Genomic DNA, 23776 nt, shown 5'->3' on the forward strand with positions numbered 1-23776 from the left:
GCTCAGCGCTCCTTCACATGGGCGGCGGTGCCGGTGACGGGGAAGCCGTTGAGGACGCCCGGGATCAGCACGGGGACCTTGAGGGTGACGGTGGCCCGGTACATTCCGCCGCTCGCACCGGCGGGGCAGGCCGGATCGCCGTCGAAGGACGACGGCAGCTCGTGTGTGGCCGCCGTGTGGCACGCCGCCGCCGCGTCGCCCTCCGCCGCCGCGCCGGCCCGCGCCCCCTCGTCCGCCGCGTTGCCCGCGAGGACGAAGGTGTAGCCGACCAGGGCGCACTGCCACAGCGCGACGAGCAGCAGCAGGATCAGCGGGACCACGCCGATGAACTCGATGGCGGTCTGCCCCCGGTCCCGCTCGCTTTCGACGACCCGCGACCGCTGCCGTACGCGCCGCACGCACGCCGTTCCCCGCACCCCGCTCATCAGCCGCCCCTGCGCCGCAGGACGAGCCCGGAGCCGCGCGCGGCCCGTGCCTTCGCCCTGCCCTCGGGGGCCTTGAGCAGGCCGAGCTCGCCGGCCAGCGTCCACAGGGCCTGCCTGATGGTGCTCCGGCTGTCCAGGTCGTGCAGCCGGCCCGCGTCGACGACGGCCTGCAACTCCTTGAAGTGGGCCGGAACAGAGGTCTGGGTGACCCGGGTGCCGGTGATCTTCTGGACGAGCGGCGGCTGGATCTCGGTGTTGCGGGTGTGCCGGTTGACGACGGTGGTGGTCTCCTCGGCCTTGCGGATCTGGAGCCGGTCCCACATCCGTACGGTGCGTTTGGCGCCGCGTACGGAGACCACGTCCGGGGTGGTGACGAGGAGCGCGATGTCGGCCATCTCCACCACGGCGGCGTTGGCGGCGGTCAGCTGGGTGCCGCAGTCCACGACGACGGCCTCGTACCGGGTGCGCAGGGCGCCGATGATCTGGCGGGCGGCGCGGTCGGTGACGTCCTCGCCGCGTTCGCCGTCACCGGGGGCGAGCAGCAGGGCGAGGCCGCTCTCGTGGTTGAAGACGGCGTCGGCGAGGACGCGTGGCGAGATGTCGGTGATGGTGGCGAGGTCGGCGATGGAGCGCCGGAACTGGACATCCAGGTAGGAGGCGACGTCGCCGGCCTGGAGGTCCAGGTCGAGCAGGACGGTGGTGCGGCCCGACGCCCGGGCGGCGAGAGCGAGTTGGACGGCGACGAGGGTGGTGCCGACGCCGCCCTTGGCGCCGGTGACGGTGATGACGGTGCCGCCGGGCCCGGTGAAGACGTCGAGGCTCGCCCCGAGGTGGCGGCGGACGCCTGCGGACCACTGGGCCGCCGCTTGGACTCGGACCGCCAGCTCCTCGTAGGACAGGGGGAGCGCCACCAGGCCGCGGGCGCCGGAGTCCATGGCGGCGGAGAAGACGGCGGGACCGGCGTCGGAGGAGATCAGGACGACGCCGACGGCGGGGAATCGGAGCGCGACCTCGCGGATCAGCTCCAGGGCGGGGACCGGGCCGATGCGTTCATGGACGAGGACGACCTCGGGGAGTTCGTCGAGGGATTCGGCCGCGAGCCGGGCCAGAGTGTCGAGGAGCTGCGTCGAGTCGCCGACGGGCATGGCGGGTTCGGCGTCGGGGAGCTGGCTGAGCAGGGTGGTGACGGATCGGGCGGCGTCCGCGTCGGCGACGGCCGGAAGGATGCGAGTGGTCATCCGCGCCTCACTGGTCCTTTTCGAGCCGGTATGTGCGGTCACCGGGCGGAATCGTGGTGTCACCGTTGCCGCGGCCGACGAGCGCGAGGCGGACATGGGTGGCGAACGACTCGGCGTAGGCGACCCGCTGGGCGTCGAGGGTGCTGAGGGCGAAGGTGATCGGGACGGCCTGGGTGGTCTGGTTCTTGTCGGACGCGCTCGGGGTGAGGGCCTGGACGGCGCCGACCTGGATCACCCGGGCGTTCGCGACGATGAGCTTGGACTCGGGGGTGTCGCCCTGCTTGGTGGCGGCGAACGTGGCGAAGATGTTGACGCTGTCGTTGCCGTTGATCTTTCCGGCGACCCCGGTCGCCGCGTCGATCATGATGGCGATCTCCTGTTCACCGGGCTTGAGTTGGGGCCGGTCGGTGAACATGCCGTCCTGGAGGAGTGAGCCCTTGGTGAGGTGGGTGGCGGCCATCTTGCCGATGACGTCGGAGAGGTCGGTGACGGCACCCTGGGAGAGCCAGCGTTTGGGCATGCTCGTCTTCTCGAACTGGCCGGACGTCAGCGTCGCGTAGGCGTCTATGTCGTCCTTGAGCTTGTACGCCGTGACCTCGGGGCCCACCTTGGAGTCCACGTCGCTGATCACCGTGAACACCCCGGCGAAGGCGCCGAGGGCGCACAGGGCCGAGAGGAGGAGAAGGATGATGCCGCGGCGCTGGCGGGAGTTCATCGACCGTACGACCTCGTTCGCTGACGTGGGGCGGAGCGGGCAAGTGGCGGGCTTCTGAAGCGGGTGGGCGTCACGGGCCCGGGGCGATGGCGCGGCGGCGTTCGGCCCGGGTGAGGGGCCTGGCCCGGTAGGCGGAGGGCGGGACGGGGTCGAGCGCGGGGGCGCCGTAGGCGGTGGCGGGCTCCTCGTCGGGCGGCTGCTGCGAGCAGCAGAATCCGCACCGGTCGCCGATGAGCTCCATGGCGCACCAGCGGCACTGTTCGCGCCGTACGGAGGCGACGAGCTGGTAGAGGACCGTGATGTCGGGCAGGTAGGCGACGAACTCGGTGAGCTTGCCGGTGCCCCACCAGGCGGCCGAGTCGGCGGGCGGTGCGGCCTCCTGCACGGCGCCGGCCTGCCAGGCGGGGGCGAGGGTGGCGGTGACCCAGTCGGCGCCCACGGCGCCCTTGGCCACCAGGAGGTGACTGGCGAAGTCGGGCCCGGCGAGCGTGCCCGCCGAGCCGACCTTCATGAGCTGGGGCTGCGGGTTGGCGAGCACCGCGAACTGGCTGCCGGGCATCCACGACCTGGCGTGCGCGGTGAGGCCGACCGGGATGCGTTCCAGGCGGGTCACCGAGTTGAGGACGGCGCCCGCGTGGATGTAGTGCGAGAGCAGCCGGGCCGCCGATGCGATGACGCCGGGACTGAAGTCGCAGACGGACAGCTGCCTCAACTGGCGTACCAGAACGGCGAGTCCGAGCGGCGGCAGGGAGGATTTGATCAGCGTGATCCGGTCGGTTTCCAGCAGTGAGCGAACGGTGTGCAGGCGGCGTTCATGGGCGGCGGAAAGGGACGCCGGATAACAGGCGACGACGTAACCGTGCTGTTCCAGGAGACGACTCATGTCGGCGAGCGCGGAATCGAGCGGCTGGGCTTGCGGCGACTGGAGCAGCGCCGCGAGCGGCGTCTGTGGATCGGTCGGCGCCAGCACCAGATCGGGGCTGGTGACAGCTATCGCGGTCGGCATGGCGCGGGCCCCCGTTCACTGATCGCGGTCGCCACCTGCGGCCCCCGGTTCCCTCGGCCGGGAGAGCCCCTGCGCGCCCCCACGACCGCAACTGATCACTGCGTTTCCCACCTGCCTCAGCACTTTATCCACGACATACGGGCGGGAGAACCGTCTTCTCCTTTCCTGTGTGCCCCCGCGGCTGGATTTGGTACCAGTGGGGCAGCAGTTGCGTGCGGAGTCGGCCACTTCCACGGCCTGAATTGATCCCTGCCCTTGTGTGGACGGCGATCGGCCGACGGAGCCGGGCGCGGCGGCGTCCGCCCACCGGACGCCGCGCGAAGTCTTGACAACCCAATTGGTCTGGACCATGTTGTGCGACCAGGGCGCCCACCCCCATCCCCCGTCCCACCCTCCCCACTCCCCTCCCGGAGGCAGCACGTGAACCGTGCGAGACATGCAAGGCTGGGCCTGGCCGTGGCCGCGGCCGGCGCCCTGTCCATAGCCGGACTCTCCGGCACCGCCCAGGCGGCGGACGTCAACAACGCCAAGAACGCCGGGTTCGAGTCGGGCCTCGGCAACTGGACCTGCTCCGGCGGCAGCGGCGCCACCGTGTCCTCCCCGGTGCACGGCGGAACCGCCGCCCTCAAGGCCACCCCCGCAGGGTCCGACAACGCCCAGTGTGCGCAGACCGTCGCCGTCCAGCCCAACTCGACGTACACACTGAGCGCCTGGGTGCAGGGCAGTTACGTCTACCTCGGCGCGAGCGGCACCGGCACCACCGACGTCTCGACCTGGACACCCGGCACCGGCAGCGGCTACGCCCAGCTGACCACCACCTTCAAGACCGGCGCCTCGACCACCTCGGTGCAGATCTACACGCACGGCTGGTACGGACAGCCGGCGTACTACGCCGACGACATCTCCGTGTACGGGCCCGACGGCGGCGGGGGCGGCGACCCGGCCCCGACCGTTCCGGCGGCACCCGGCTCGCTGGCGGTCGGCTCGGTGAGCTCGTCCTCGGTGAACCTGTCGTGGGGCGCGGTGTCCGGCGCGAGGGGGTACAACGTCTACCAGGGCGGCGCCAAGGTGCAGTCGGTGACGGGCAGTTCGGCGACCGTGACCGGGCTGAGCGCGTCGACCTCGTACCAGTTCCAGGTAACCGCGACCAACGCGGCGGGCGAGTCCGCGAAGTCGGCGGCGGTGACCGGCACCACCTCGGCGTCCGGCGGCAACCCGCCGAGTGGCGGCGGCACCGTGCCCAAGCACGCGGTGACGGGCTACTGGCAGAACTTCAACAACGGCGCCACCGTCCAGAAGATCAGTGATGTGCCGGCGAACTACGACATCATCGCGGTGGCCTTCGCGGACGCCACGACCACGCCGGGCGCGGTCAGCTTCACGCTCGACTCGGCCGGCCTCGGCGGCTACACCGTCGACCAGTTCAAGGCGGACATCGCCGCCAAGCACGCGGCCGGCAAGTCGGTGGTCATCTCGATCGGCGGCCAGAACGGCACGATCTCCGTCAGCGACTCCGCCTCGGCGAACAACTTCGCCACCTCGGTCTACTCGCTGATGCAGACCTACGGCTTCGACGGCGTCGACATCGACCTGGAGAACGGCCTCAACTCCACCTATATGACGCAGGCGTTGAAATCGATCGCGGCGAAGGGCGGCGCCAAGACCGTCATCACGATGGCCCCGCAGACCATCGACATGCAGTCCCCGTCCAACGAGTACTTCAAGACGGCCCTCAACATCAAGGACATCCTGACCGTCGTCAACATGCAGTACTACAACAGCGGTTCGATGAACGGCTGTGACGGCAACGTCTACTCCCAGGGCACGGTCGACTTCCTGACCGCGCTCGCCTGCATCCAGCTCCAGGGCGGCCTCGACCCCTCGCAGGTCGGTCTCGGTGTGCCGGCCTCCACGTCGGGCGCGGGCAGCGGTTACGTCTCGCCGTCCGTGGTGAACGCGGCGCTCGACTGCCTGACCAAGGGCACGAGCTGCGGCACCTTCAAGCCGTCCAAGACCTATCCGACCCTGCGCGGCGCGATGACCTGGTCCACCAACTGGGACGCCAAGTCCGGCAACGCCTGGTCGAACGCGGTCGGGCCGCACGTCCACGCCCTGCCGTAATCCGGTGACCCCGCACGACGGCGGCGCCCCCCGCTCCCCCGGGAGGCGCCGCCGCCGTGTGCCGTCCGGACCGTTACGGCTTGGGCAGGGTGCAGCCCGCGCGGCTCAGGTCGATCTTGTTGCCGGCGCCGATGCAGGGGACGATGATGTACGTCTCCTCGGCGTAGTTGATGCCCTGGCGGACGGTGACGTTGCCGTTCTGGTCGACCTCGCACGGGTTGTTCTCCGTGCAGCGCTCGCCGTCCTCGTTACCGGTGTTGTTGACGGCGACGACCTTGCCGGTGGTCGTGTCGATCACCGGGGAGCCCGAGGTGCCGCCGATGGTGTTGCAGGACGAGGTGTAGCGGACGGAGTCCTTCCAGGTCCAGTCGCCCTCCTTCAGACGGTAGACGAAGCCGTCGACGTTGCAGCTGTACGTGCGCTTCCAGTACCCCGAGACGACCTTGATGGCCGAACCCTGCGTCGGGTGCGCATCGTTGAGGGTGAGCGCGCTGATCCCGTACTGGCTCTGGATCTTGGCGTAGGTCGTGTTGAGCTGGTAGATCGATATGTCCGTGTCGGTCATCGTGGCGTACGAGACCTTGCTGGCGCGCAGGGTGGCGACCTTGGAGCCGGCGGCGTTCAGGAGCGAGAACGACCGGGACGACGGCTGGTCGGTGATGACCTCGCCGGCGGCGGGGAATCCGGTCTCCAGGCAGTGGCCGTTGGAGAGCACGAGCGCGGGGTCGGTCGGCTGCGAGCTGGGCGTACGGACCACGGAGCCGGAGCAGTTGCTCAGCGCCACCGTGCCGGCGAAGGTGACCGCCTTGACGGTGGGCTTGGCGGTCGGCTTGGCGGACGTCGCCGTCGGTGCGGCCAGGGCCGGGGCTGCGGAGGCTCCGACGAGGAGCAGGCCGAGCAGCGCGCCGACGAGAGGCTTCTTCATGTGGGGGTTCCCCTCTGAATGACGGTTCCGAAGATCTTTCGGCTTGTCATGGGCACCGCCATTCTTGGGTGCACCGCCCCAACCGACAAGTAGGCGAGCGCAGTTGATCGCCGACGGTCGGCCCCGTCGCGGGGGCGGAGGGGGGAACTGGAGCTAGATCACCAGGCTGAGCAGGGCCGCCACCGCGAACCCGGCCACCGACAGGACCGACTCCAGGACCGTCCAGGATTTCAGGGTGTCGCGCTCGGTGATGCCGAAGTACTTGGCGACCATCCAGAAACCGCCGTCGTTGACGTGCGAGGCGAAGATGGAGCCCGCCGAGATCGCCATGATGATCAGCGCCAGATGGGCCTGGGAGTAGCCGGAGCCCTCCACCAGCGGGACCACGATGCCGGCCGTGGTGACGATCGCGACCGTCGCCGAGCCCTGGGCGACGCGCAGGACGACCGAGATCAGCCAGGCGAGGAGAATGACCGGCAGGCCCACGTTGTGGAAGGTGGTGGCGAGCGCGTCCGCGATGCCGGAGGCCTTCAGGACCGCCCCGAAGATACCGCCCGCGCCGACCACGAGCAGGATGTTGCCGACCGGCTTGAGCGAGGAGGTCGACACCAGCTCAAGTGACTTGCGGGACCAGCCGCGCCGGATGCCGAGCAGGTAGTAGGCGAGGACGAGGGCGATGGTCAGGGCCACGAAGGGGTTGCCGAAGAACTCCAGGACCGACCGCAGGGTGGAGGGGTCCAGGGCGATCGAGGAGAACGTGGCGGCCAGGATCAGGACCAGCGGGGTGCCGATGATGGCGAGCACCGCGCCCAGCGACACCGGCTCCTCGCGCGGGGTGACCCCGGACGCCTCCTGTTCGGCGGCGACGGCGGCCTTCGCCTCCTCGGCGGCCTCGACCATGTCCTGCGGGACCTCGACGAAGATGCGCTTGCCGATCCAGGCGGCGTAGCCCCAGGCGGCGAGGACGGAGGGGATGCCCACGAGGGCGCCCATCAGGATGACCCAGCCGAGCGAGACGTGGAAGAGGCCGGCCGCGGCGACCGGGCCGGGGTGCGGCGGCAGGAAGGCGTGGGTCATCGACAGGCCGGCGAGCAGCGGCATGCAGTAGAGCAGGATCGACTTGCCGGACCTCTTGGCGGCCGCGTACACGATCGGCGCGAGGACGAAGATGCCGACGTCGAAGAAGACCGGGATACCGAAGATCAGGCCGGTCAGGCCCATCGCGAGCGGCGCGCGCTTCTCACCGAACAGGAGGAGCAGCCGGCCGCTCAACACCTCGGCGCCGCCGCTGACTTCGAGGATCGCGCCGAGCATCGTACCGAGCCCGATGATGATCGCCACATGGCCGAGGATGCCGCCCATGCCGGACTCGATGACCGAGACGGCGGCGGACTTCTGGACGGTTCCGAACAGCTCGGTGACGGAGAGCCCGGCGCCGAGGCCGACGGCTATGGAGACCGCGAGCAGCGCCACGAAGGGCTGGAGTCTGACCTTGATGATCAGGAAGAGGAGGAGCGCGATGCCGAGGACGGCGACGGTCAGCAGACCGGCGGTGCCGCCGATCAGCGGCAGGATGCCGCCCGTGTGGACGGGGGGTGGTGAGGCGGCGGCCGCGACAGCGTGGAACAACATGTGCCAACTCCGTTGTCAAGCAGGGGGGTTCCAGGGCAGGGAGGACCGCGGCACGGCGCCCCGGCGGTCCGGGGCGCCGCACCGTGCGGCGGGTCGAGCGGTCGAACTAAGGGCGGCAAGGAACTAGGCGTCCAGCACCGCGAGGGCGTCGATCTCGATGAGGAGACCGGCCGGGAGGCCGACGTACACGGTGGTGCGGGCGGCGGCGGGGGCCTTGAGGCCCTGCTCCTCGAAGTACGCGTTGTAGATCTCGTTCATCTCCGCGAAGTGGTCCACGTCGGTGAGGTAGACGCGCATCATCATCACGTCGTCCCAGCTCGCGCCGCCCTCCTCCAGGATCGCCTTGACGTTGGCGAAGGTCTGGAGGGTCTGCTCGCGCAGGGTGGGGCCTGCCGGGGTCGGGGCCTGGCCCTCGACGGCCGGAAGGAAGCCGACCTGGCCCGCGACCTGAAGAATGTTGCCCTTCCTCACGCCGTGCGAGAACTTGGCGGGCGGGGTGGTGTGCGTGGCCGGGGTGATGGCGGTCTTAGCGGTCATCGGAACGTCCTTGTGCGGGTGGGGTGTTGGGTGCGGTGCCGGAGTACTCGCGGCTGATGGCTTCCGCGGTGCGGCGCACCTGGGGAAGCAGAGTGAGGAGTTCCTCGGCGGTGACGACGACGTTCGGTGCGGACACCGACATGGCGGCGACGACACGGCCGTCCGCACCGTGGATGGGGGCCCCGATGCAGTTGATGGACTCCTCGTGGCCACCGAGATCGGTGGCCCAGCCCTGTTCGCGCACCGTCGCCAGCTCCTTGAGGAAGGCGGCGGCGCTGGGTGTCGAACGGGGCGTGTAGGTGGGGTAGTCGAGCTTCTCCGCGACGGCGCGGCGCTCGGCCTCCGGAAGGTCGGCGAGGAGCAGCTTGGCCACGGCCGCCACGGTGATGGCGACGGGCTTGCCGATGCGGGAGTACATCCGCACCGGGTAGCGGCTCTCGACCTTGTCGATGTAGAGGACCTCGCCCTCCTCGTGCACGGCGAGGTGGACGGTGTGCCCGATCCGCTCGTTCAGCGCGACCAGGTGCGGGTGGGCGATCTCGCGCACGTCCAGGTTCTCGACCGCTTCCTGGGCGAGCGCGAAGAGGCGGGCGCCGAGCCGGTAGCGCTGGTCCTCCTGGCGGTAGACGAGGCCGTGCTCGTGCAGGGTGCGCAGCAGCCGCAGCGCAGTGGACTTGTGCACCCCGAGCCGGTCGGCGACCTGCCCGAGGTCGGCGGGGCCCTGCGCGAGCAGCGGCAGGATGCTCAGCGCCCGGTCGACGGTCTGGCTCATGACGTACGTACCTCCTGGTCGTCCCCCGTCCACCCGGGGCCGAGACGAAGTCTCCCCCAGGCGGTGTCGTCCAGGGCGACGAGCCGGTCGGCGTGTGCGCGGGCCGGTGGCTGGGTGAGGTCGCCGGGCACGGTGAGCACGGCGGCGGCCATGAGGTGGCCGTGCCGGATGCGGTCACGTACGGACAGGTCGCGCAGGGTCGCGGAGAGGAACCCGGCGGCGAAGGCGTCGCCCGCGCCGACGGGTGCGACGACGTCGACGCTGGGCGGGGGCGCGAAGCACCCGGCCGGGTCGTCGGCGTACGTGTCGCGGGCGAACACCGTCGCGCCCGCCGCGCCCTGCTTGACCACGAGCACCGGCGGCTCGGGCAACGCCGCCCGCACGGCCGCCACACCGCGCAGACCCCACGCGACCTCGGCCTCGTCCTCGCCGACGAAGACGATGTCCGCGCCGCGGGCGAGGTCGAGCAGGACGCGCGGCCCGGCCGCGTCCCGCCACAGCCCCGGGCGGTAGTTGACGTCGAAGGAGACGAGGGGGCGGCCGGAGCGGCGTGCCACGAGGTCGCGCATCAGGGCGAGGCAGTCGCCGGAGAGTGCCGCGGTGATCCCGGACAGGTGCAGGACGCGCCCCGCCCACAGGTCCCGGTACGGCACGGTCGCCGGTGACATCGCGGACGCGGCGGACCCGGCGCGGTAGTAGAGCACCTCGTGCCCCTCGGCCGCCCGGTCGTCGGCGGTACGGAAGTAGATGCCGGTGGGGCGGTCGGGGTCGCGGCGCACCGCGCGCACATCGACGCCGTACGAGCCGATCGCCTCGACCAGGTGGTCGCCGAAGCCGTCGGCGCCGACCCGGCTGACCCATCGGGCGCGATGCCCGGCGGCGGCGAGCGCGCAGGCCACATTGGACTCGGCGCCGCCGATGGTCCGGTCGAAGGCGGGAACATCGGCGAGGCGGCCCGCCCGGGAGGGCAGGAAGGTGACCATGGACTCGCCGAGGCAGACCACGTCGACGGGGGTGTCGACGCGGTCCGCGGCGGCTGACGATCCGGTGGTCACTGCTGGCTCCTCGCTGCTGGGCGGCCGGGGCCGGTCATTGACCCGGCGTTGGCCCGGATGTTAGACAGCTTTAAGCGATATACGCAATGGGTGTTGCAGATGTTGCAACGCCGTTCCCGAGGAGGGTGAGGCTTCCGTGGCAGCCACCGATCGCGAAGACAGGCTTGCGGCGCTGGGCGCCGAACGCGTCGACCACCGCTTCAAGGGGCTGCCACCGGACGCGGAGGGCCTCACCATCGCCGAGCTCGCCGCGCAGCGGCGCAACCTGTTCACCGGCGGCTTCACCACACCGGTCCTCGCGCTGTCCGCGGAGTCGCTCGACCACAACCTCGCCCTCCTGGAGACGTACGCGGAACGCCACGGCCTGGCGTTCGCGCCGCACGGCAAGACCTCGATGGCGCCGCAGCTCTTCGCCCGCCAGATCGAGCGCGGCGCCTGGGGCATCACCCTCGCGGTCCCCCACCAGGTGCGCGTGGCGCGGGCGTTCGGGGTCGAGCGGATCTTCCTCGCCAACGAGCTCGTCGACGCGGCGGCGCTGCGCTGGATCGCCGGCGAGCTGGAGCGCGACCCGGCGTTCCGCTTCATCTGTTACGTCGACTCCGTACGCGGCGTCGAGCTGATGGACGAGGCGCTGCGGGGCGGCTGCGCCCGCCGGGTGGACGTGGTGGTGGAGCTCGCCGCGGGCGACGGCGCGCGCACCGGGGTGCGTACGGGGGCGCAGTGCGCGGAGGTCGCCGACGCGGTGGCCGCCACGTCGACGCTGCGGCTCGTGGGGGTCGCCGGGTACGAGGGCGAAGTCCCGCGCGCCGACCCCGAGCGGGTCCGTGATTACCTCACCCGGCTGGTCTCGCTGGTGGTCGATTTCGACAAGGCGGGGCGGTTCGGCGGGCTCGGCGGGCTCGGCGGGCTCGGGGTCGACGAGATCGTGCTCAGCGCGGGGGGCTCCGCGTGGTTCGACACGGTCGCGGACGTCTTCGCGGCCGTACCCGAACTGTCGCTCCCCGTACTGAAGTTGCTGCGGTCCGGGGCGTACGTCTCGCACGACGACGGGCACTACCGGAAGCTGACGCCGTTCAATCGGGTGCCGTCCGAGGGCGCCCTCCAGCCGGCGTTCCGGCTCTGGGCCCAGGTCGTCTCCCGGCCCTCTCCGGAGCAGGCCTTCGTCAACGCGGGCAAGCGGGATGCGTCGTACGACCTCGATCTGCCCGAGGCGCAGGTGGTGCGGGACGCGGTGACGGGGGAGGTCCGGGCGGCCTCGGGGATCTCCGTGACCGGGCTCTCCGATCAGCACGGGTGGGTTCGTACGGAGCCGGGGGTTTCGCTGGCCGTCGGGGACTGGGTGGGGATGGGGCTTTCGCATCCGTGCACGGTGTTCGACAAGTGGGGGCTCATTCCCCTGGTCGAGCGGGACGGGTCGGTCGCGGACTACATCCACACGCTCTTCTAGCCCCGGCTGCCCCTCCTACCCACCCGCCCGTGCGGCTACTTGAGAGTGCCAGCCCCCTGGGGCTCCGCCCCGGACCCCGTTCGCGCCTTGAGGGCGCTCGTCCTCAAATGCCGGACGGGCTGAGGCTGCCTCCACGGGGCAGCATGCCAAAAGCAAACCCCGCCAGGGGCGCGGGGAACTGCGCGAGCGACCCGGCACGGGCCCGCACCCGAAAGCGGAGTTGGGGGCGCGGGGAACTGCGCGGCCAGCCGCCCACCGGGCCGCACCCGAGAGTGGACCTGGGTCCCAGGGGCGCGGGGAACTGCGCAAGGAGGGGTCGCGGGCGCAGCCCGTCGAGTCCCCCGGAGGGTCTCGGGAAGGGGCGGGGTGGGGGGAAGGCACCCCCAAAAGGCCATACCGCACAAGAGAGGACAAGAGAGGCCACATGGACCTGGTCATCCGGGACGCGCGCGTCATCGACGGCACAGCCACCCCCTCCTACCGCGCCGACATCCACCTCACCCAAGGCCGGATCGCCCAGATCAGACGCCCGGGCGACCCCTCACTCACCGGCACCGGCACCGGCACCGCACGGCACACCCGCGTACTGGACGCGAGCGGGCTCGCCCTCGCCCCCGGGTTCATCGACATGCACGCCCACTCCGACCTCGCCCTCCTGCGCGACCCCGACCACAGCGCGAAGGCCGCTCAGGGCGTCACCCTGGAGGTGCTCGGCCAGGACGGGCTCTCCTACGCACCCGTCGACGACCGCACACTGGCCGAGGTCCGCCGCGCCATCACCGGGTGGAACGGCGACGGAAGCGACATCGACTTCGACTGGCGCACCGTGGGCGAGTACCTCGACCGCCTCGACCGCGGCATCGCGGTCAACGCCGCCTACCTCGTCCCGCAGGGCACCGTACGGATGTACGCCGTCGGATGGGACGACCGCCCCGCCACGCCCCAACAGCTCGACCACATGCGGCAGTTGGTCGCCGAGGGGATGGAGCAGGGCGCCGTCGGCATGTCCTCGGGGCTCACCTACACGCCGGGCATGTACGCCACCGACGCCGAGCTCACCGAGCTGTGCCGGGTCGTCGCCCGGTACGACGGCTACTACTGCCCCCACCACCGCTCCTACGGCGCCGGCGCCCTCGCAGCGTACGAGGAGATGACGCGGCTCACCCAGGACGCCGGCTGTGCCCTCCATCTCGCCCACGCCACGATGAACTTCGACGTGAACGAGGGCCGCGCGCCCGAGCTGCTCGCCCTGCTCGACGGCGCCCTCGCCGCCGGCGCCGACATTTCGCTCGACACGTACCCGTACACCCCCGGCTGCACAACACTCGTGGCGATGCTGCCCAGTTGGGCCAGTAAGGGCGGGCCCGAGGCCATTCTGGCGCGGCTCCGCGACGACGGGAGCGCCGAGCGCGTCCGGCACCACATGGAGGTGATCGGAGCGGACGGCTGTCACGGCGTGCCCATCGACTGGAACACCATCGAGATCTCCGGCGTGAGCCACCCCGCGCTCGGCGACTGCGTCGGCAGGACGGTGGCCGAGACGGCCGCCCTGCGCGGCGAGACGCCCTGGGCCACCGCGCGCCGGCTGCTCGTCGACGACGAGCTGGGCTCCACGATTCTCCAGCACGTCGGCCACGAGGAGAACGTGCGGGCCATCATGCGCCACCCCGTGCACACCGGTGGCAGCGACGGCATCCTCCAGGGAGTCAAGCCGCATCCGCGCGCCTACGGCACGTTCCCGCACTATCTCGGGCACTACGCACGGGAGTTGGGTGTCCTGTCGCTCGAAGAGACCGTCGCCCATCTCACCGCGCGCCCGGCCGCACGTCTGCGGCTGCCCGACCGGGGTCTGGTCCGCGAGGGCTACCGCGCGGACCTCGTCCTGTTCGACCCGGACACCGTCGCCGCGGGCTCCACCTTCGCGGCCCCGCGCACCCTGCCCGTCGGCATCCCATACGTCCTGATCGACGGCAAGTTCGTCATCGAGGACGGAAAGCGGACCGACGTCCTGGCGGGCCGCTCGGTGCGGCGGACGGGCGCGGCCCGCTGACGGGTCCCGTCGCCAGTTCGCGCGCCGCCGTCAGATAGACGGTACGCAGCGGGCCGTACTCGGCCGAGTAGGCGAGCTGGGTGAGAGCGAGGGCCTGCAGGGCCTTGGCGCTGCGCCGCGCGGCGCCGGGCCCGGCGGAGCCCACCACCTGGTCGAGCAGCTCGATCACCTTGTCGTAGTGGGGAGCGGGGGCGTCGTACTCCCGCCGCGCGGCGGCGAGCAGCCTCCGCCAGCGCAGCCGTCCATGGGGCCGGTCGGTCACGGTCATGGCCACTGCCTCCAGGTGCGTACGGAGCGACGGACGTGCGGCCGCGCACAGGACGCTAGGAACACCCCGCGCCCCGGCACAACACCGCCGGGCCGGACGTGGCTCAATCCGCGTCGCGCTCCCCGCGCCCCTGTCGGGCACTCCGTACCGAACGGCCGGGCCACGGCGGGCGCGGGGCGGGCGCGGGGTGGGGAAGATCTCACCCCCGGCCGGCCGCACCCGCATTCCAAGCCCAGCCCACCCCCCAACCCCCACTCCCCCCGCCCCACCCATCCCCGCCACATTGCGATGGAAGCCGGGGCAAGGGAAGCAGGGACGACCGGCGCCCTCTCCCCCACCCGAGCGGCCCCAAAACACGCCGCACGCCGCGAAACGCGCCCGTAAGGTGGCCGTCATGCAGGTGATCCAGTCGACGAAGCTCGCGAATGTCTGTTACGAGATCCGGGGCCCGGTGCTCGAAGAGGCGATGCGCCTCGAAGCGCAGGGCCACCGCATCCTCAAGCTGAACACCGGCAACCCCGCGGCGTTCGGCTTCGAGTGCCCGCCCGAGATCCTGGAGGACATCCTCCGCAATCTGTCGGGCGCGCACGGCTACGGCGACGCGAAGGGCCTGCTGTCCGCGCGCCGCGCGGTGATGCAGCACTACCAGACCAAGGGCATCGAGCTCGGCGTCGAGGACGTCTACATCGGCAACGGCGTCTCGGAGCTGATCCAGATGTCGATGCAGGCGCTGCTCGACGACGGCGACGAGGTGCTCGTGCCGGCGCCGGACTACCCGCTGTGGACGGCCTCCGTCTCCCTCGCGGGCGGCACCGCCGTGCACTACCGCTGCGACGAGCAGGCCGACTGGATGCCGGACCTCGCCGACATCGAGCGCAAGGTCACCGACCGCACCAAGGCCATCGTCATCATCAACCCGAACAACCCGACGGGTGCGGTGTACGACGACGAGATGCTGCGCGGCCTCACCGAGATCGCCCGCCGCCACAACCTGGTGGTCTGCTCGGACGAGATCTATGACCGCATCCTGTTCGACGGCGCCACCCACACCCCGACCGCGGTGATCGCCCCCGACCTGATGGTGCTCACCTTCAACGGGCTCTCGAAGAACTACCGGGTGGCCGGCTACCGCTCGGGCTGGCTCGCGGTGTGCGGGCCGAAGGCCCACGCGTCCTCGTACATCGAGGGCCTGACCATCCTCGCCAACATGCGCCTGTGCGCGAACATGCCGTCCCAGCACGCGGTGGCGACCGCGCTCGGCGGCCGGCAGTCGATCGAGCAGCTGGTGCTGCCGGGCGGCCGCCTCCTGGAGCAGCGCGACACGGCGTACGATCTGCTGACGCAGATCCCCGGCGTGACCTGTGTGAAGCCGAAGGGCGCGCTGTATCTGTTCCCGCGTCTCGACCCGGACGTCTACAAGGTCAAGGACGACCGGCAGATGGTCCTCGACCTGCTCAGGGCCGAGAAGATCATGGTGGTGCACGGCTCCGGCTTCAACTGGCCCGAGCCCGACCACTTCCGCATCGTGACGCTGCCGGCCGCGAAGGATCTGGCGGACGCGGTGACGCGGATCGGGAAGTTCCTCGACGGCTACAGCCAGATGTAGCAGCCCGCCCCGGCGGACCTCGATCGCACGCTGGGACGGGCTCAACTTTAGACAGAATCTAAGCTAGGATGGCTTCCTGAAACGTTCAGGAGGCCATTCCCATGTACGAGCCGATCCGCGCCAAGTCGGTCCACCGCACGATGGCCGCCGACAGCGAACGCATCCCGCACCGCTCCCGCGAGGACGAGCTGGACATCCAGCTGGCCGGCCACCTCTCCGCGCTGCTCGCCGTCACCGACGAGCTGGGGCTCACCGAGGCCGGCGACGCCATCGCCCGCCAGGTCGCCCGGCTGCGCGGCGGCCTCCCTCCGGTGCGCCACGCCGGGCTCAGCGGCGCCGGCTCCGACGCCCTGCACACCCGCGCGCACGCGCTCGCGGGCCGCGCCCTGGTCGTCGCCGCCTCGCGCGCGGACACCGCGTCGGCGATCCTGGCCGCGGAGCGCATGGACGCCCACGCAGCGGCCGCCGCTCTCACCGCCGCCTCCTGAGCGGCCCCTGATCGGCCCCGGTCCGCGAGCCGCGGAGGTCCGCGGACCGGGTGCCCCTGATGGTGTGCGGGGGCTGGGCCAGGCCCAGCCCCCGCACGACTGCCCCCTCGTGCCTACCATGTGGGCGTGTTCGCCTATGCCCTCGCGGCTCTGTTCCTCGTCCTGTTCGGCATCGGCGTGCTGCGTGACCGCCGCCGCTTCAGCAACGCCGTCTACCTCGGCCTCGCCGTCGTCTTCCTGACCCTCGCCCTGCTCGTCCTGGTCGACGACACGACCGGCCCCGCGCATCCGGTCCTCAAGTGGGCCACGGTGGCGCTGCTCCTGGTGCCGGTGCTCGGCGCGTGCACGCTGCCGTTCCTGCTGCTCGCCAACGGCGTGAAGATGATCCGCCGGGAGGGCCGCAGCCCGGCCAACCTGCTCTCCCTCCTGGCCGGCCTCGGCATCCTCGGCCTCGTGGCCCTGCTCATCACCGCCGTGGCGAGCGGCTCCCGCACCCTGGCGATCGCCGGCGTCACCCTCACCCTGATCGTCGGCTATGTGTCGTTCCTGTTCTTCTGCTTCATCGCCTACGCCTTCCTGTACGGGCGCCTCCAGCCGCGCAAGAACCTCGACTACGTGGTCGTCCTCGGCTGCGGGCTGGCCGAAGGCGACCAGGTGCCGCCGCTGCTCGCCAGCCGGCTCGACCGCGCGCGACGGGTGTACGACGCCCAACTCGCGCGCGGCAACAGCCCGTTGATCATCGTGTCGGGCGGCAAGGGCTCCGACGAGCAGGTGCCCGAAGCGCACGCGATGGCCGAGTATCTGGCCGCGCGGGGTGTCCCCGCCGAGTACATCCTGCGCGAGGACCGCTCCCGTACGACCGAGGAGAACCTGCGCTACAGCGCGGAGCTGATGTCCGCCGGGTCGCCCGACTACACCTGCGTCATCGTGACCAACAACTACCACGCGTTCCGGGCGGCGCTGACGGCCCGCGCCACCGGCGTCGACGGGCAGGTCGTGGGGGCGGCCACGGCGGCGTACTTCTGGCCCAGTGCGACGCTCCGCGAGTTCGCGGCGGTCTTCCTCGCGCACAAGCACATCAATCTGACGGTCGTGGCCGTGCTGGCCGCGCTGGGAGCGGGGGCCTGGCTGATGAGCTGAGCCCGGGCCTGCGACCGCGAAAAGGGGCCGGCCCCCGGAGCCGTGAGGGGGCTCCGGGGGCCGGCCGATGCGCGGCGGGTCACGAGTGACCCCACAGGTCAGGGCGGATGTCGAACCGACCCGCCGCGTTCACCGCGGGCCCGGCCGTGCCAGAACAGGCGGCCGGGGCCCGAGGGGGTTTCGAGGAGGCGGGGTTCAGCCGAGGCGGGCGACCAGGGCGCGGTACTCGTCCCACAGCTCCTTGGGCGCGTGGTCGCCGAAGGTGTTGAGGTGCTCGGGGACCAGGGCCGCCTCCTCGCGCCAGATCTCGGTGTCGACCTTGAGCAGGAAGTCGAGGTCGTCCTCCGGCAGGTCGAGCCCGTCGGTGTCGAGGGACTCCTTGGTCGGCAGGATGCCGATCGGGGTCTCGACGCCCTCGGCCTTGCCTTCGAGGCGCTCCACGATCCACTTCAGGACGCGGCTGTTCTCGCCGAAGCCGGGCCACACGAACTTGCCCGCGTCGTTCTTGCGGAACCAGTTCACGTAGTAGATCTTCGGCAGCTTGGCCGCGTCGGCAGTGGCGCCGACCTTGACCCAGTGGGCCATGTAGTCGCCCATGTTGTAGCCGCAGAACGGCAGCATCGCGAACGGGTCGCGGCGCAGCTCGCCGACCTTGCCCTCGGCGGCGGCGGTCTTCTCGGACGCGACGTTCGCGCCGAGGAAGACGCCGTGGTTCCAGTCGAAGGACTCCGTCACCAGCGGCACCGCGGAGGCGCGGCGGCCACCGAAGAGGATGGCCGAGATCGGCACGCCCTTGGGGTCCTCCCACTCCGGCGCGATGGTCGGGCACTGCCCGGCCGGCGTGGTGAAGCGGGCGTTGGGGTGGGCGGCCGGGGTGTCGGACGCGGGCGTCCAGTCGTTGCCCTTCCAGTCCGTGAGGTGCGCGGGCGTCGTCTCGGTCATGCCCTCCCACCACACGTCGCCGTCGTCGGTGAGCGCAACGTTGGTGAAGACGGAGTTGCCCCACAGGGTCTTCATGGCGTTGGCGTTGGTGTGCTCGCCGGTGCCGGGCGCGACGCCGAAGAAGCCGGCCTCGGGGTTGATCGCGTACAGCTGGCCGTCCTCGCCGAAGCGCATCCAGGCGATGTCGTCGCCGATCGTCTCGACCTTCCAGCCGGGGATCGTCGGCTCCAGCATGGCGAGGTTGGTCTTGCCGCAGGCGCTCGGGAAGGCTGCGGTGACGTACTTGGCCTCGCCGTTCGGCGGGGTCAGCTTGAGCACGAGCATGTGCTCGGCGAGCCAGCCCTCGTCGCGCGCCATGACGGAGGCGATGCGCAGCGCGTAGCACTTCTTGCCGAGCAGGGCGTTGCCGCCGTAGCCCGAGCCGTAGGACCAGATCTCGCGCGACTCGGGGAAGTGCGAGATGTACTTGGTGGTGTTGCAGGGCCACGGCACGTCGGCCTCGCCGTCGGCGAGCGGGGCGCCCAGGGTGTGGACGGCCTTCACGAAGAACCCGTCGGTGCCGAGCTCGTCCAGGACCCGCTGTCCCATGCGGGTCATGGTGCGCATCGACACGGCGACGTACGCGGAGTCGGTGATCTCGACGCCGATCGCGGAGAGCGGCGAGCCGACCGGGCCCATGCAGAACGGGACGACGTACATCGTGCGCCCGCGCATCGACCCGCGGAAGACGCCGTTCTCGCCGGTGAAGATTTCCTTCATCTCGGCGGGGGCCTTCCAGTGGTTGGTCGGGCCCGCGTCCTCCTCCTTCTCGGAGCAGATGAAGGTACGGTCCTCGACCCGGGCGACGTCGCGCGGGTCGGAGGCGGCGTAGTACGAGTTGGGGCGCTTGGTCTCGTCCAGCTTCTTGAACGTGCCCTTGGCGACGAGCTCTCCGCACAGGCGCTCGTACTCGGCCTCGGATCCGTCGCACCAGACCACACTGTCGGGCTGGGTCAGTTCCGCGATCTCGTTGACCCACGAGATCAGTTCCTGGTGCTTGGTGGGGACAGAGAGGGGAGCCGCGATATCGCGCGCCACGATCGCTCCTAGATGAGGTCTTCGGGAGGGTTTGACGTACTACTTCATTGCCGCCCCGTGGGGGCTGCGACCCGGATGCTTGACCCCGTGGATCCTCTTGGCGCTCATCCGGTGCCGACCGCACTCATCTGATCTTCCGCGTCGTTCGCCCATATGTCCAGGGGGCCTCTCACGTGAGCATCACCACTTACCGCCTTCTTAACTGCCATTTGCCGTTCACTTACCCGGCGGCCGCCCGACCCTGAGTCACGGGCCGTACCTATGCGTAACTTACGGAGGCGTAGGTAGCATGCGGACCATGACTGATCAGGTGATGGCACACGCGATCGACCCGGTGACGCAGATGGTGAAACCGAAGATGCGTGGCTGGCTCCACGCCGGGATGTTCCCGGCCGCACTGATCTCGGGTCTGGTGCTGACGGCGTTCGCGGGTTCCGCGAAGGCACGGATCGCCTGCGGGATCTTCGCCCTGACGGCCTGTCTGCTCTTCGGGGTCAGCGGCCTCTACCACCGGGGCACCTGGGGCCCGCGCGGCGAGGCGATCCTGCGCCGCCTTGACCACGCCAACATCTTCCTCATCATCGCGGGCACCTACACCCCGCTCACCCTGCGCCTGCTGCCCGGCTCCACCGGCCGGGTCCTGCTCTGGGCGATCTGGGCCGCCGCCGCGGCCGGCATCGTCTTCCGCGTCTTCTGGATCGGCGCCCCGCGCTGGCTCTACACCCCGTGCTACCTGGCGATGGGCTGGGCCGCGGTCTTCTTCCTGCCCGACTTCATGCGTACCGGCGGCATCGCGGTGCTGGTCCTGGTCGTCGTGGGCGGGCTGCTCTACAGCGCGGGCGGCGTCATCTACGGCCTCAAACGCCCGAACCCGTCACCGCGCTTCTTCGGCTTCCACGAGGTCTTCCACTCCCTGACGCTGGCGGCGTTCGTCGTGCACTACGTGGGGATCTCGCTGGTGGCCTACCAGCACGGGTAGCCCCCGCCCCGGCCTCCGTCGCCTCAAGGCCCCGGCGCGTACTGCGCCGGGGCCTTTGCCGTGCCCGCGGGCGGTCGCCGCTCAACCCCGCCCGATGCCGGATACCGGACAATGACGACCATGGCCGCCACCTCCCGTACCAGCCCCGCCGCCGATCCGGACGGTCCCGCCGGCCCGGACGGCCCAGCCGGCGCGCTCGCCGAGAACCTTCGGCCGCAGCTGAGCCTGCGCGAACGCAAGAAGATCAAGACGCGCATCGCGATCCGCCGGGCCACGTATCGGTTGATCGCGGAGCAGGGGTACGAGGCCACGACGGTCGAGCAGATCGCGGAGGCGGCGGAGGTCTCGCCCTCCACGGTGTTCCGCTACTTCCCGACCAAGGAGGACATCGTCCTCACCGACGAGTTCGATCCGATCCTGCTGCGGGAGATGCGGTCCCGGCCGGCCGGGGAGCCTCCGCTGCGCTCGCTGCGGTACGTGGTGACCGAGGCGATCCGGCTCTCGCTGCTCGACGACCGCGAGGAGACGGTGCAGCGGACCCGGCTGATGGTGGAGGTGCCTGCGCTGCGGGCCCGGATGATGGAGTCGATGGCCTCGACGAGCCGGCAGCTCTGCGAGGTGCTCGCGGAGCGGAGCGGGAGGGAGGTCGATCTGGAGGTGCGGGTGTTCGCGATGGCGGTGCTCGGGGCGCTCCACGAGACGACGGTGTACTGGGCGGAACGTGACCACCGGGACGACATCCTGACCCTGATCGACCGCACCCTGGACGCCCTGGAGTCAGGCCTCCCCCTGACCCAGCCGTAGGCCCATCCCCGGCCGGGCTTTCCCCGGCCCTGGGGGGAGTTTGAGGACGAGCGCCCTCAAGGCGCGAACCGGGGTCTGGTCTGCGGCGGAGCCCCAGGGGGTCAGGTCAGGGCGGCTGCCAGGGCGTCCGGGGTGGTCACCGGGGACTCGCACGTGAAGTGGCGGCACACATACGCCGCCGAAGCCCCGCCCACCAGCCCCCGCCCCGCGAGCAACGGGAACTCTCCCTCCGGCACCCCCACCGCCACCACCGCGCCCGGCGCAGCCGAGAGCAACGCCGTACGGTGCAGCGCCCCCGTCAGGGGATCGGTGGGCGCGCCCACCACCGCCACCTCCCGGGGCCCGTCGAGCACCGCCTCGGCCGCCGCGAGCCCCCACCCGATGAACCGCGGCGCCCGCGGCCCGAGCGCCCGGACCACCCCGAGCGCCCCCTCCGCCGCCTCCCGGTGCGCCGAGGACCCGGTGTGCGCCGCATAGCTCAGCAGGGCGGAGGCCGCCGCCGTCCACCCGGAGGGCGTCGCGCTGTCCGTGGGGTCCTGGGGGCGCCGGATGAGCTGCTCCGCATCGTGCGCGGTGTCGTACAGCGCGCCCTCCTCGCCGACGAACTGGTCGAGCACGATGTCGAGCAGGAACCCCGCGAACTCCAGCCACACCCCCTCGCCCGTCACCGACGCCAGCGCGAGGAAGCCCTCCGCGACGTCGGCGTAGTCCTCCAACACCCCCGCGTTCGCACCGGCGCGGCCGTCCCGCGAGGTGCGGGTGAGCCGCGCGTGGGCGTCCATGTGGACCCGTACGAGCAGATCCGCCGCCTCCGTCGCCCGCTCGATCAGATCCGGCCGGTCGAAGAGCGCGCCGGCTTCGGCGAGCGCCGCGACGGCCAGGCCGTTCCACGCCGCGACCACCTTGTCGTCCCGGCCCGGCCGTTCCCGCAGCTCGCGCGCCGCCAGCAACCGACCCCGTACGGAACTGTCCAACGGGCCGCCGTCCGAGGGGAGTTGAAGCACCGAGGCGCCCTCCTCGAACGTACCCTCCGCCGTCACCCCGAAGTGCCGCGCCGCAGCCTCGCCGTCCCGCTCGCCCAGCACCTCGGCGAGCTGCGCGGGCGTCCACACGTAGTACGCCCCCTCGACGTGCCGTCCGCTGCCGTCGTCGCTGTCGGCGTCGAGCGCGGAGGCGTACCCGCCCTCGTTGGTGCGCAGCTCGCGCACCATGAAGTCGGCGGTCTCCAGGGCGACGCGGCGCGCGAGTTCGGAGCCGGTGACGCGCCACAGGTGGGTGTAGACCCGGCACAGCAGGGCGTTGTCGTACAGCATCTTCTCGAAGTGCGGCACGACCCACGCGCGGTCGACCGAGTAGCGGGCGAAGCCGCCGCCGAGCTGGTCGTAGATGCCGCCGCGGGCCATCGCCTCGCAGGTGTCGGCGGCCATCTGGAGCGCGCCTTCCGCGCCGGTGCGCGCGTAGTGGCGCAGCAGGAACTCCAGGGACATCGACGGCGGGAACTTGGGCGCGCCACCGAAGCCGCTGTGCTGCTCGTCGTAGTCGCGGGTCAGGCCCAGCAGGGCCTGCGAGAGTTCGGCCTCGCCGGGCAACCCGGAGCCGCCGCCGGCCAGTTCACGGGCCGAGAGATCACGGACGATCCTGCCCGCGACCTCTCCGACCTCGTCCCGCCGGTCCGTCCAGGCCGCCCGCACGCCCTCGAGGACCTGCCGGAACGACGGCATCCCGTGGCGTGGCTCGGGCGGGAAGTAGGTACCGAAGTAGAACGGCTCGGCATCGGCCGTGAGGAACACCGTCATGGGCCAGCCGCCCTGACCGGTGGCGGCCTGCACGGCCTCCATGTAGACGGCGTCGACATCGGGCCGCTCCTCGCGGTCCACCTTGACGCTGACGAAGTGCTCGTTGAGGTAGGCGGCCGTGGCGTCGTCCTCGAAGGACTCGTGCGCCATGACATGGCACCAGTGGCACGCGGAGTAGCCGACCGACAGCAGCACGGGCACGCCCCGCCGCCGCGCCTCCTCGAACGCCTCCGGCGTCCAGGGCCACCAGTCGACCGGATTGTCAGCGTGCTGAAGCAGATACGGCGAGGTCACACCAGCCAACCGGTTCATGCGGCCCAGCCTCTCACAACGCCCGCTCCGGACGTCTGAGCGTCACAGCGCCAGTACGCTGGGCTCGGCAGCGCCGGACCGCCACGGCTCTTCGAAGGAGGCACACCATGACCGCCGAGATGGTGGCGCCCGCCTGGATGCACACGCAGATCAGCTGACAACCACCTCGACACGTGCCGACGAGCTGTCTCTCGGAGACCGGTTTGTCGTAGGCGGGCAGTCCACCCATCAGCTCGCCGCACCCGGAGAGCGAGAGAGCGAGAGAGCGCACAGAACGGCAAGGGGCGCGGCGAGCGGGAACCGGGGTCTCATAAGGGGCTCTTTCTGGGGCCGGGTGGGCCGGGCGTGGCCTGCGGATCTTCGCGCCCCGGCGCGCGGGCGCGCACGGTCGGCGCCCTCGGTGTGCACCTGTGCCGCGAGAACCTCGCTCCCCACAAGGGA

The 23776-nt window shown here is 71.1% G+C and carries 20 protein-coding genes; 8 read left to right on the top strand and 12 right to left on the bottom strand.

The window, feature by feature from the left end; genetic code table 11:
• Positions 1-2 precede the first annotated feature (2 nt).
• The 4 genes from AB0D31_RS11400 to AB0D31_RS11415 form a co-directional block, all read right to left on the bottom strand.
• Positions 3-425 (bottom strand): TadE/TadG family type IV pilus assembly protein, encoded by a 423-nt coding sequence (locus AB0D31_RS11400; protein WP_362720242.1) that lies wholly within the window; start codon positions 423-425, stop codon positions 3-5.
• Positions 425-1663, bottom strand: coding sequence for a P-loop NTPase (locus AB0D31_RS11405; protein ID WP_362720245.1), 1239 nt, complete (start codon positions 1661-1663; stop codon positions 425-427). The genes AB0D31_RS11400 and AB0D31_RS11405 overlap by 1 nt, the downstream gene beginning before the upstream one ends.
• Before the next feature lie 7 nt (positions 1664-1670).
• Entirely contained in the window at positions 1671-2378 is a 708-nt protein-coding gene (cpaB, locus tag AB0D31_RS11410) for a Flp pilus assembly protein CpaB (protein WP_362720248.1), read from the bottom strand.
• A gap of 70 nt (positions 2379-2448) precedes the next feature.
• Positions 2449-3384 (bottom strand): hypothetical protein, encoded by a 936-nt coding sequence (locus tag AB0D31_RS11415; RefSeq protein WP_362720251.1) that lies wholly within the window; start codon positions 3382-3384, stop codon positions 2449-2451.
• A 420-nt stretch (positions 3385-3804) separates the two neighbouring features.
• On the opposite strand from AB0D31_RS11415, the gene AB0D31_RS11420 reads away from it, so the two are divergent.
• Complete coding sequence (locus AB0D31_RS11420) at positions 3805-5505, top strand: glycoside hydrolase family 18 protein (RefSeq protein ID WP_362720253.1); 1701 nt, start codon at positions 3805-3807, stop codon at positions 5503-5505.
• Between the two features lie 73 nt (positions 5506-5578).
• Here AB0D31_RS11420 and AB0D31_RS11425 read toward each other — a convergent pair whose 3' ends face one another.
• From AB0D31_RS11425 to AB0D31_RS11445, 5 genes are all read right to left on the bottom strand, one after another.
• Complete coding sequence (locus AB0D31_RS11425; RefSeq protein ID WP_362720256.1) at positions 5579-6430, bottom strand: serine protease; 852 nt, start codon at positions 6428-6430, stop codon at positions 5579-5581.
• 153 nt (positions 6431-6583) lie between these two features.
• Positions 6584-8062, bottom strand: coding sequence for a gluconate:H+ symporter (locus AB0D31_RS11430; protein WP_362720258.1), 1479 nt, complete (start codon positions 8060-8062; stop codon positions 6584-6586).
• A gap of 123 nt (positions 8063-8185) precedes the next feature.
• The gene (locus tag AB0D31_RS11435) at positions 8186-8599 is read right to left on the bottom strand and encodes a RidA family protein (protein WP_362720261.1); all 414 of its coding nucleotides are present in this window, start codon (positions 8597-8599) and stop codon (positions 8186-8188) included.
• The gene (locus tag AB0D31_RS11440; RefSeq protein ID WP_362720263.1) at positions 8589-9371 is read right to left on the bottom strand and encodes an IclR family transcriptional regulator; all 783 of its coding nucleotides are present in this window, start codon (positions 9369-9371) and stop codon (positions 8589-8591) included. Before AB0D31_RS11440 ends, AB0D31_RS11435 begins: the two co-directional genes overlap by 11 nt.
• Positions 9368-10426, bottom strand: a complete 1059-nt coding sequence (locus AB0D31_RS11445) for a sugar kinase (RefSeq protein WP_362720266.1) — start codon at positions 10424-10426, stop codon at positions 9368-9370. The genes AB0D31_RS11440 and AB0D31_RS11445 overlap by 4 nt, the downstream gene beginning before the upstream one ends.
• Before the next feature lie 136 nt (positions 10427-10562).
• Between AB0D31_RS11445 and AB0D31_RS11450 the strand changes: the two genes are divergently transcribed.
• Positions 10563-11873 (top strand): amino acid deaminase, encoded by a 1311-nt coding sequence (locus tag AB0D31_RS11450; protein WP_362720269.1) that lies wholly within the window; start codon positions 10563-10565, stop codon positions 11871-11873.
• A 424-nt stretch (positions 11874-12297) separates the two neighbouring features.
• Complete coding sequence (locus AB0D31_RS11455; RefSeq protein WP_362720271.1) at positions 12298-13923, top strand: D-aminoacylase; 1626 nt, start codon at positions 12298-12300, stop codon at positions 13921-13923.
• Here the strand turns inward: AB0D31_RS11455 and AB0D31_RS11460 are convergent.
• Entirely contained in the window at positions 13853-14191 is a 339-nt protein-coding gene (locus tag AB0D31_RS11460) for an alkyl sulfatase dimerization domain-containing protein (RefSeq protein WP_362720274.1), read from the bottom strand. The two genes, AB0D31_RS11455 and AB0D31_RS11460, sit on opposite strands and share 71 nt — an antisense overlap.
• Before the next feature lie 394 nt (positions 14192-14585).
• On the opposite strand from AB0D31_RS11460, the gene AB0D31_RS11465 reads away from it, so the two are divergent.
• The 3 genes from AB0D31_RS11465 (at position 14586) to AB0D31_RS11475 (ending at position 17425) form a co-directional block, all read left to right on the top strand.
• Positions 14586-15797: a pyridoxal phosphate-dependent aminotransferase gene (locus AB0D31_RS11465; RefSeq protein ID WP_362720277.1), complete on the top strand. Its 1212-nt coding sequence runs from the start codon at positions 14586-14588 to the stop codon at positions 15795-15797.
• 101 nt (positions 15798-15898) lie between these two features.
• Positions 15899-16285, top strand: a complete 387-nt coding sequence (locus AB0D31_RS11470) for a hypothetical protein (RefSeq protein ID WP_362720280.1) — start codon at positions 15899-15901, stop codon at positions 16283-16285.
• 126 nt (positions 16286-16411) lie between these two features.
• Positions 16412-17425 (top strand): ElyC/SanA/YdcF family protein, encoded by a 1014-nt coding sequence (locus AB0D31_RS11475; protein ID WP_362720283.1) that lies wholly within the window; start codon positions 16412-16414, stop codon positions 17423-17425.
• A 195-nt stretch (positions 17426-17620) separates the two neighbouring features.
• On the opposite strand, the gene AB0D31_RS11480 is transcribed toward AB0D31_RS11475, so the two are convergent.
• The gene (locus AB0D31_RS11480) at positions 17621-19444 is read right to left on the bottom strand and encodes a phosphoenolpyruvate carboxykinase (GTP) (RefSeq protein ID WP_362720286.1); all 1824 of its coding nucleotides are present in this window, start codon (positions 19442-19444) and stop codon (positions 17621-17623) included.
• A 298-nt stretch (positions 19445-19742) separates the two neighbouring features.
• Between AB0D31_RS11480 and AB0D31_RS11485 the strand changes: the two genes are divergently transcribed.
• Both AB0D31_RS11485 and AB0D31_RS11490 read left to right on the top strand, forming a co-directional pair.
• Complete coding sequence (locus AB0D31_RS11485; RefSeq protein ID WP_362720289.1) at positions 19743-20423, top strand: hemolysin III family protein; 681 nt, start codon at positions 19743-19745, stop codon at positions 20421-20423.
• A 120-nt stretch (positions 20424-20543) separates the two neighbouring features.
• Positions 20544-21227 (top strand): TetR family transcriptional regulator, encoded by a 684-nt coding sequence (locus AB0D31_RS11490; protein ID WP_362720292.1) that lies wholly within the window; start codon positions 20544-20546, stop codon positions 21225-21227.
• A gap of 101 nt (positions 21228-21328) precedes the next feature.
• On the opposite strand, the gene AB0D31_RS11495 is transcribed toward AB0D31_RS11490, so the two are convergent.
• Positions 21329-23335 carry a thioredoxin domain-containing protein gene (locus tag AB0D31_RS11495; protein WP_362720295.1) on the bottom strand — a complete coding sequence of 669 codons (2007 nt, stop codon included), beginning with the start codon at positions 23333-23335 and terminating at the stop codon, positions 21329-21331.
• Between the last annotated feature and the right edge of the window lie 441 nt (positions 23336-23776).

The organism is Streptomyces sp. NPDC048361, from assembly GCF_040651795.1.
In the GTDB taxonomy this organism is placed as follows: Bacteria; Actinomycetota; Actinomycetes; order Streptomycetales; family Streptomycetaceae; genus Streptomyces.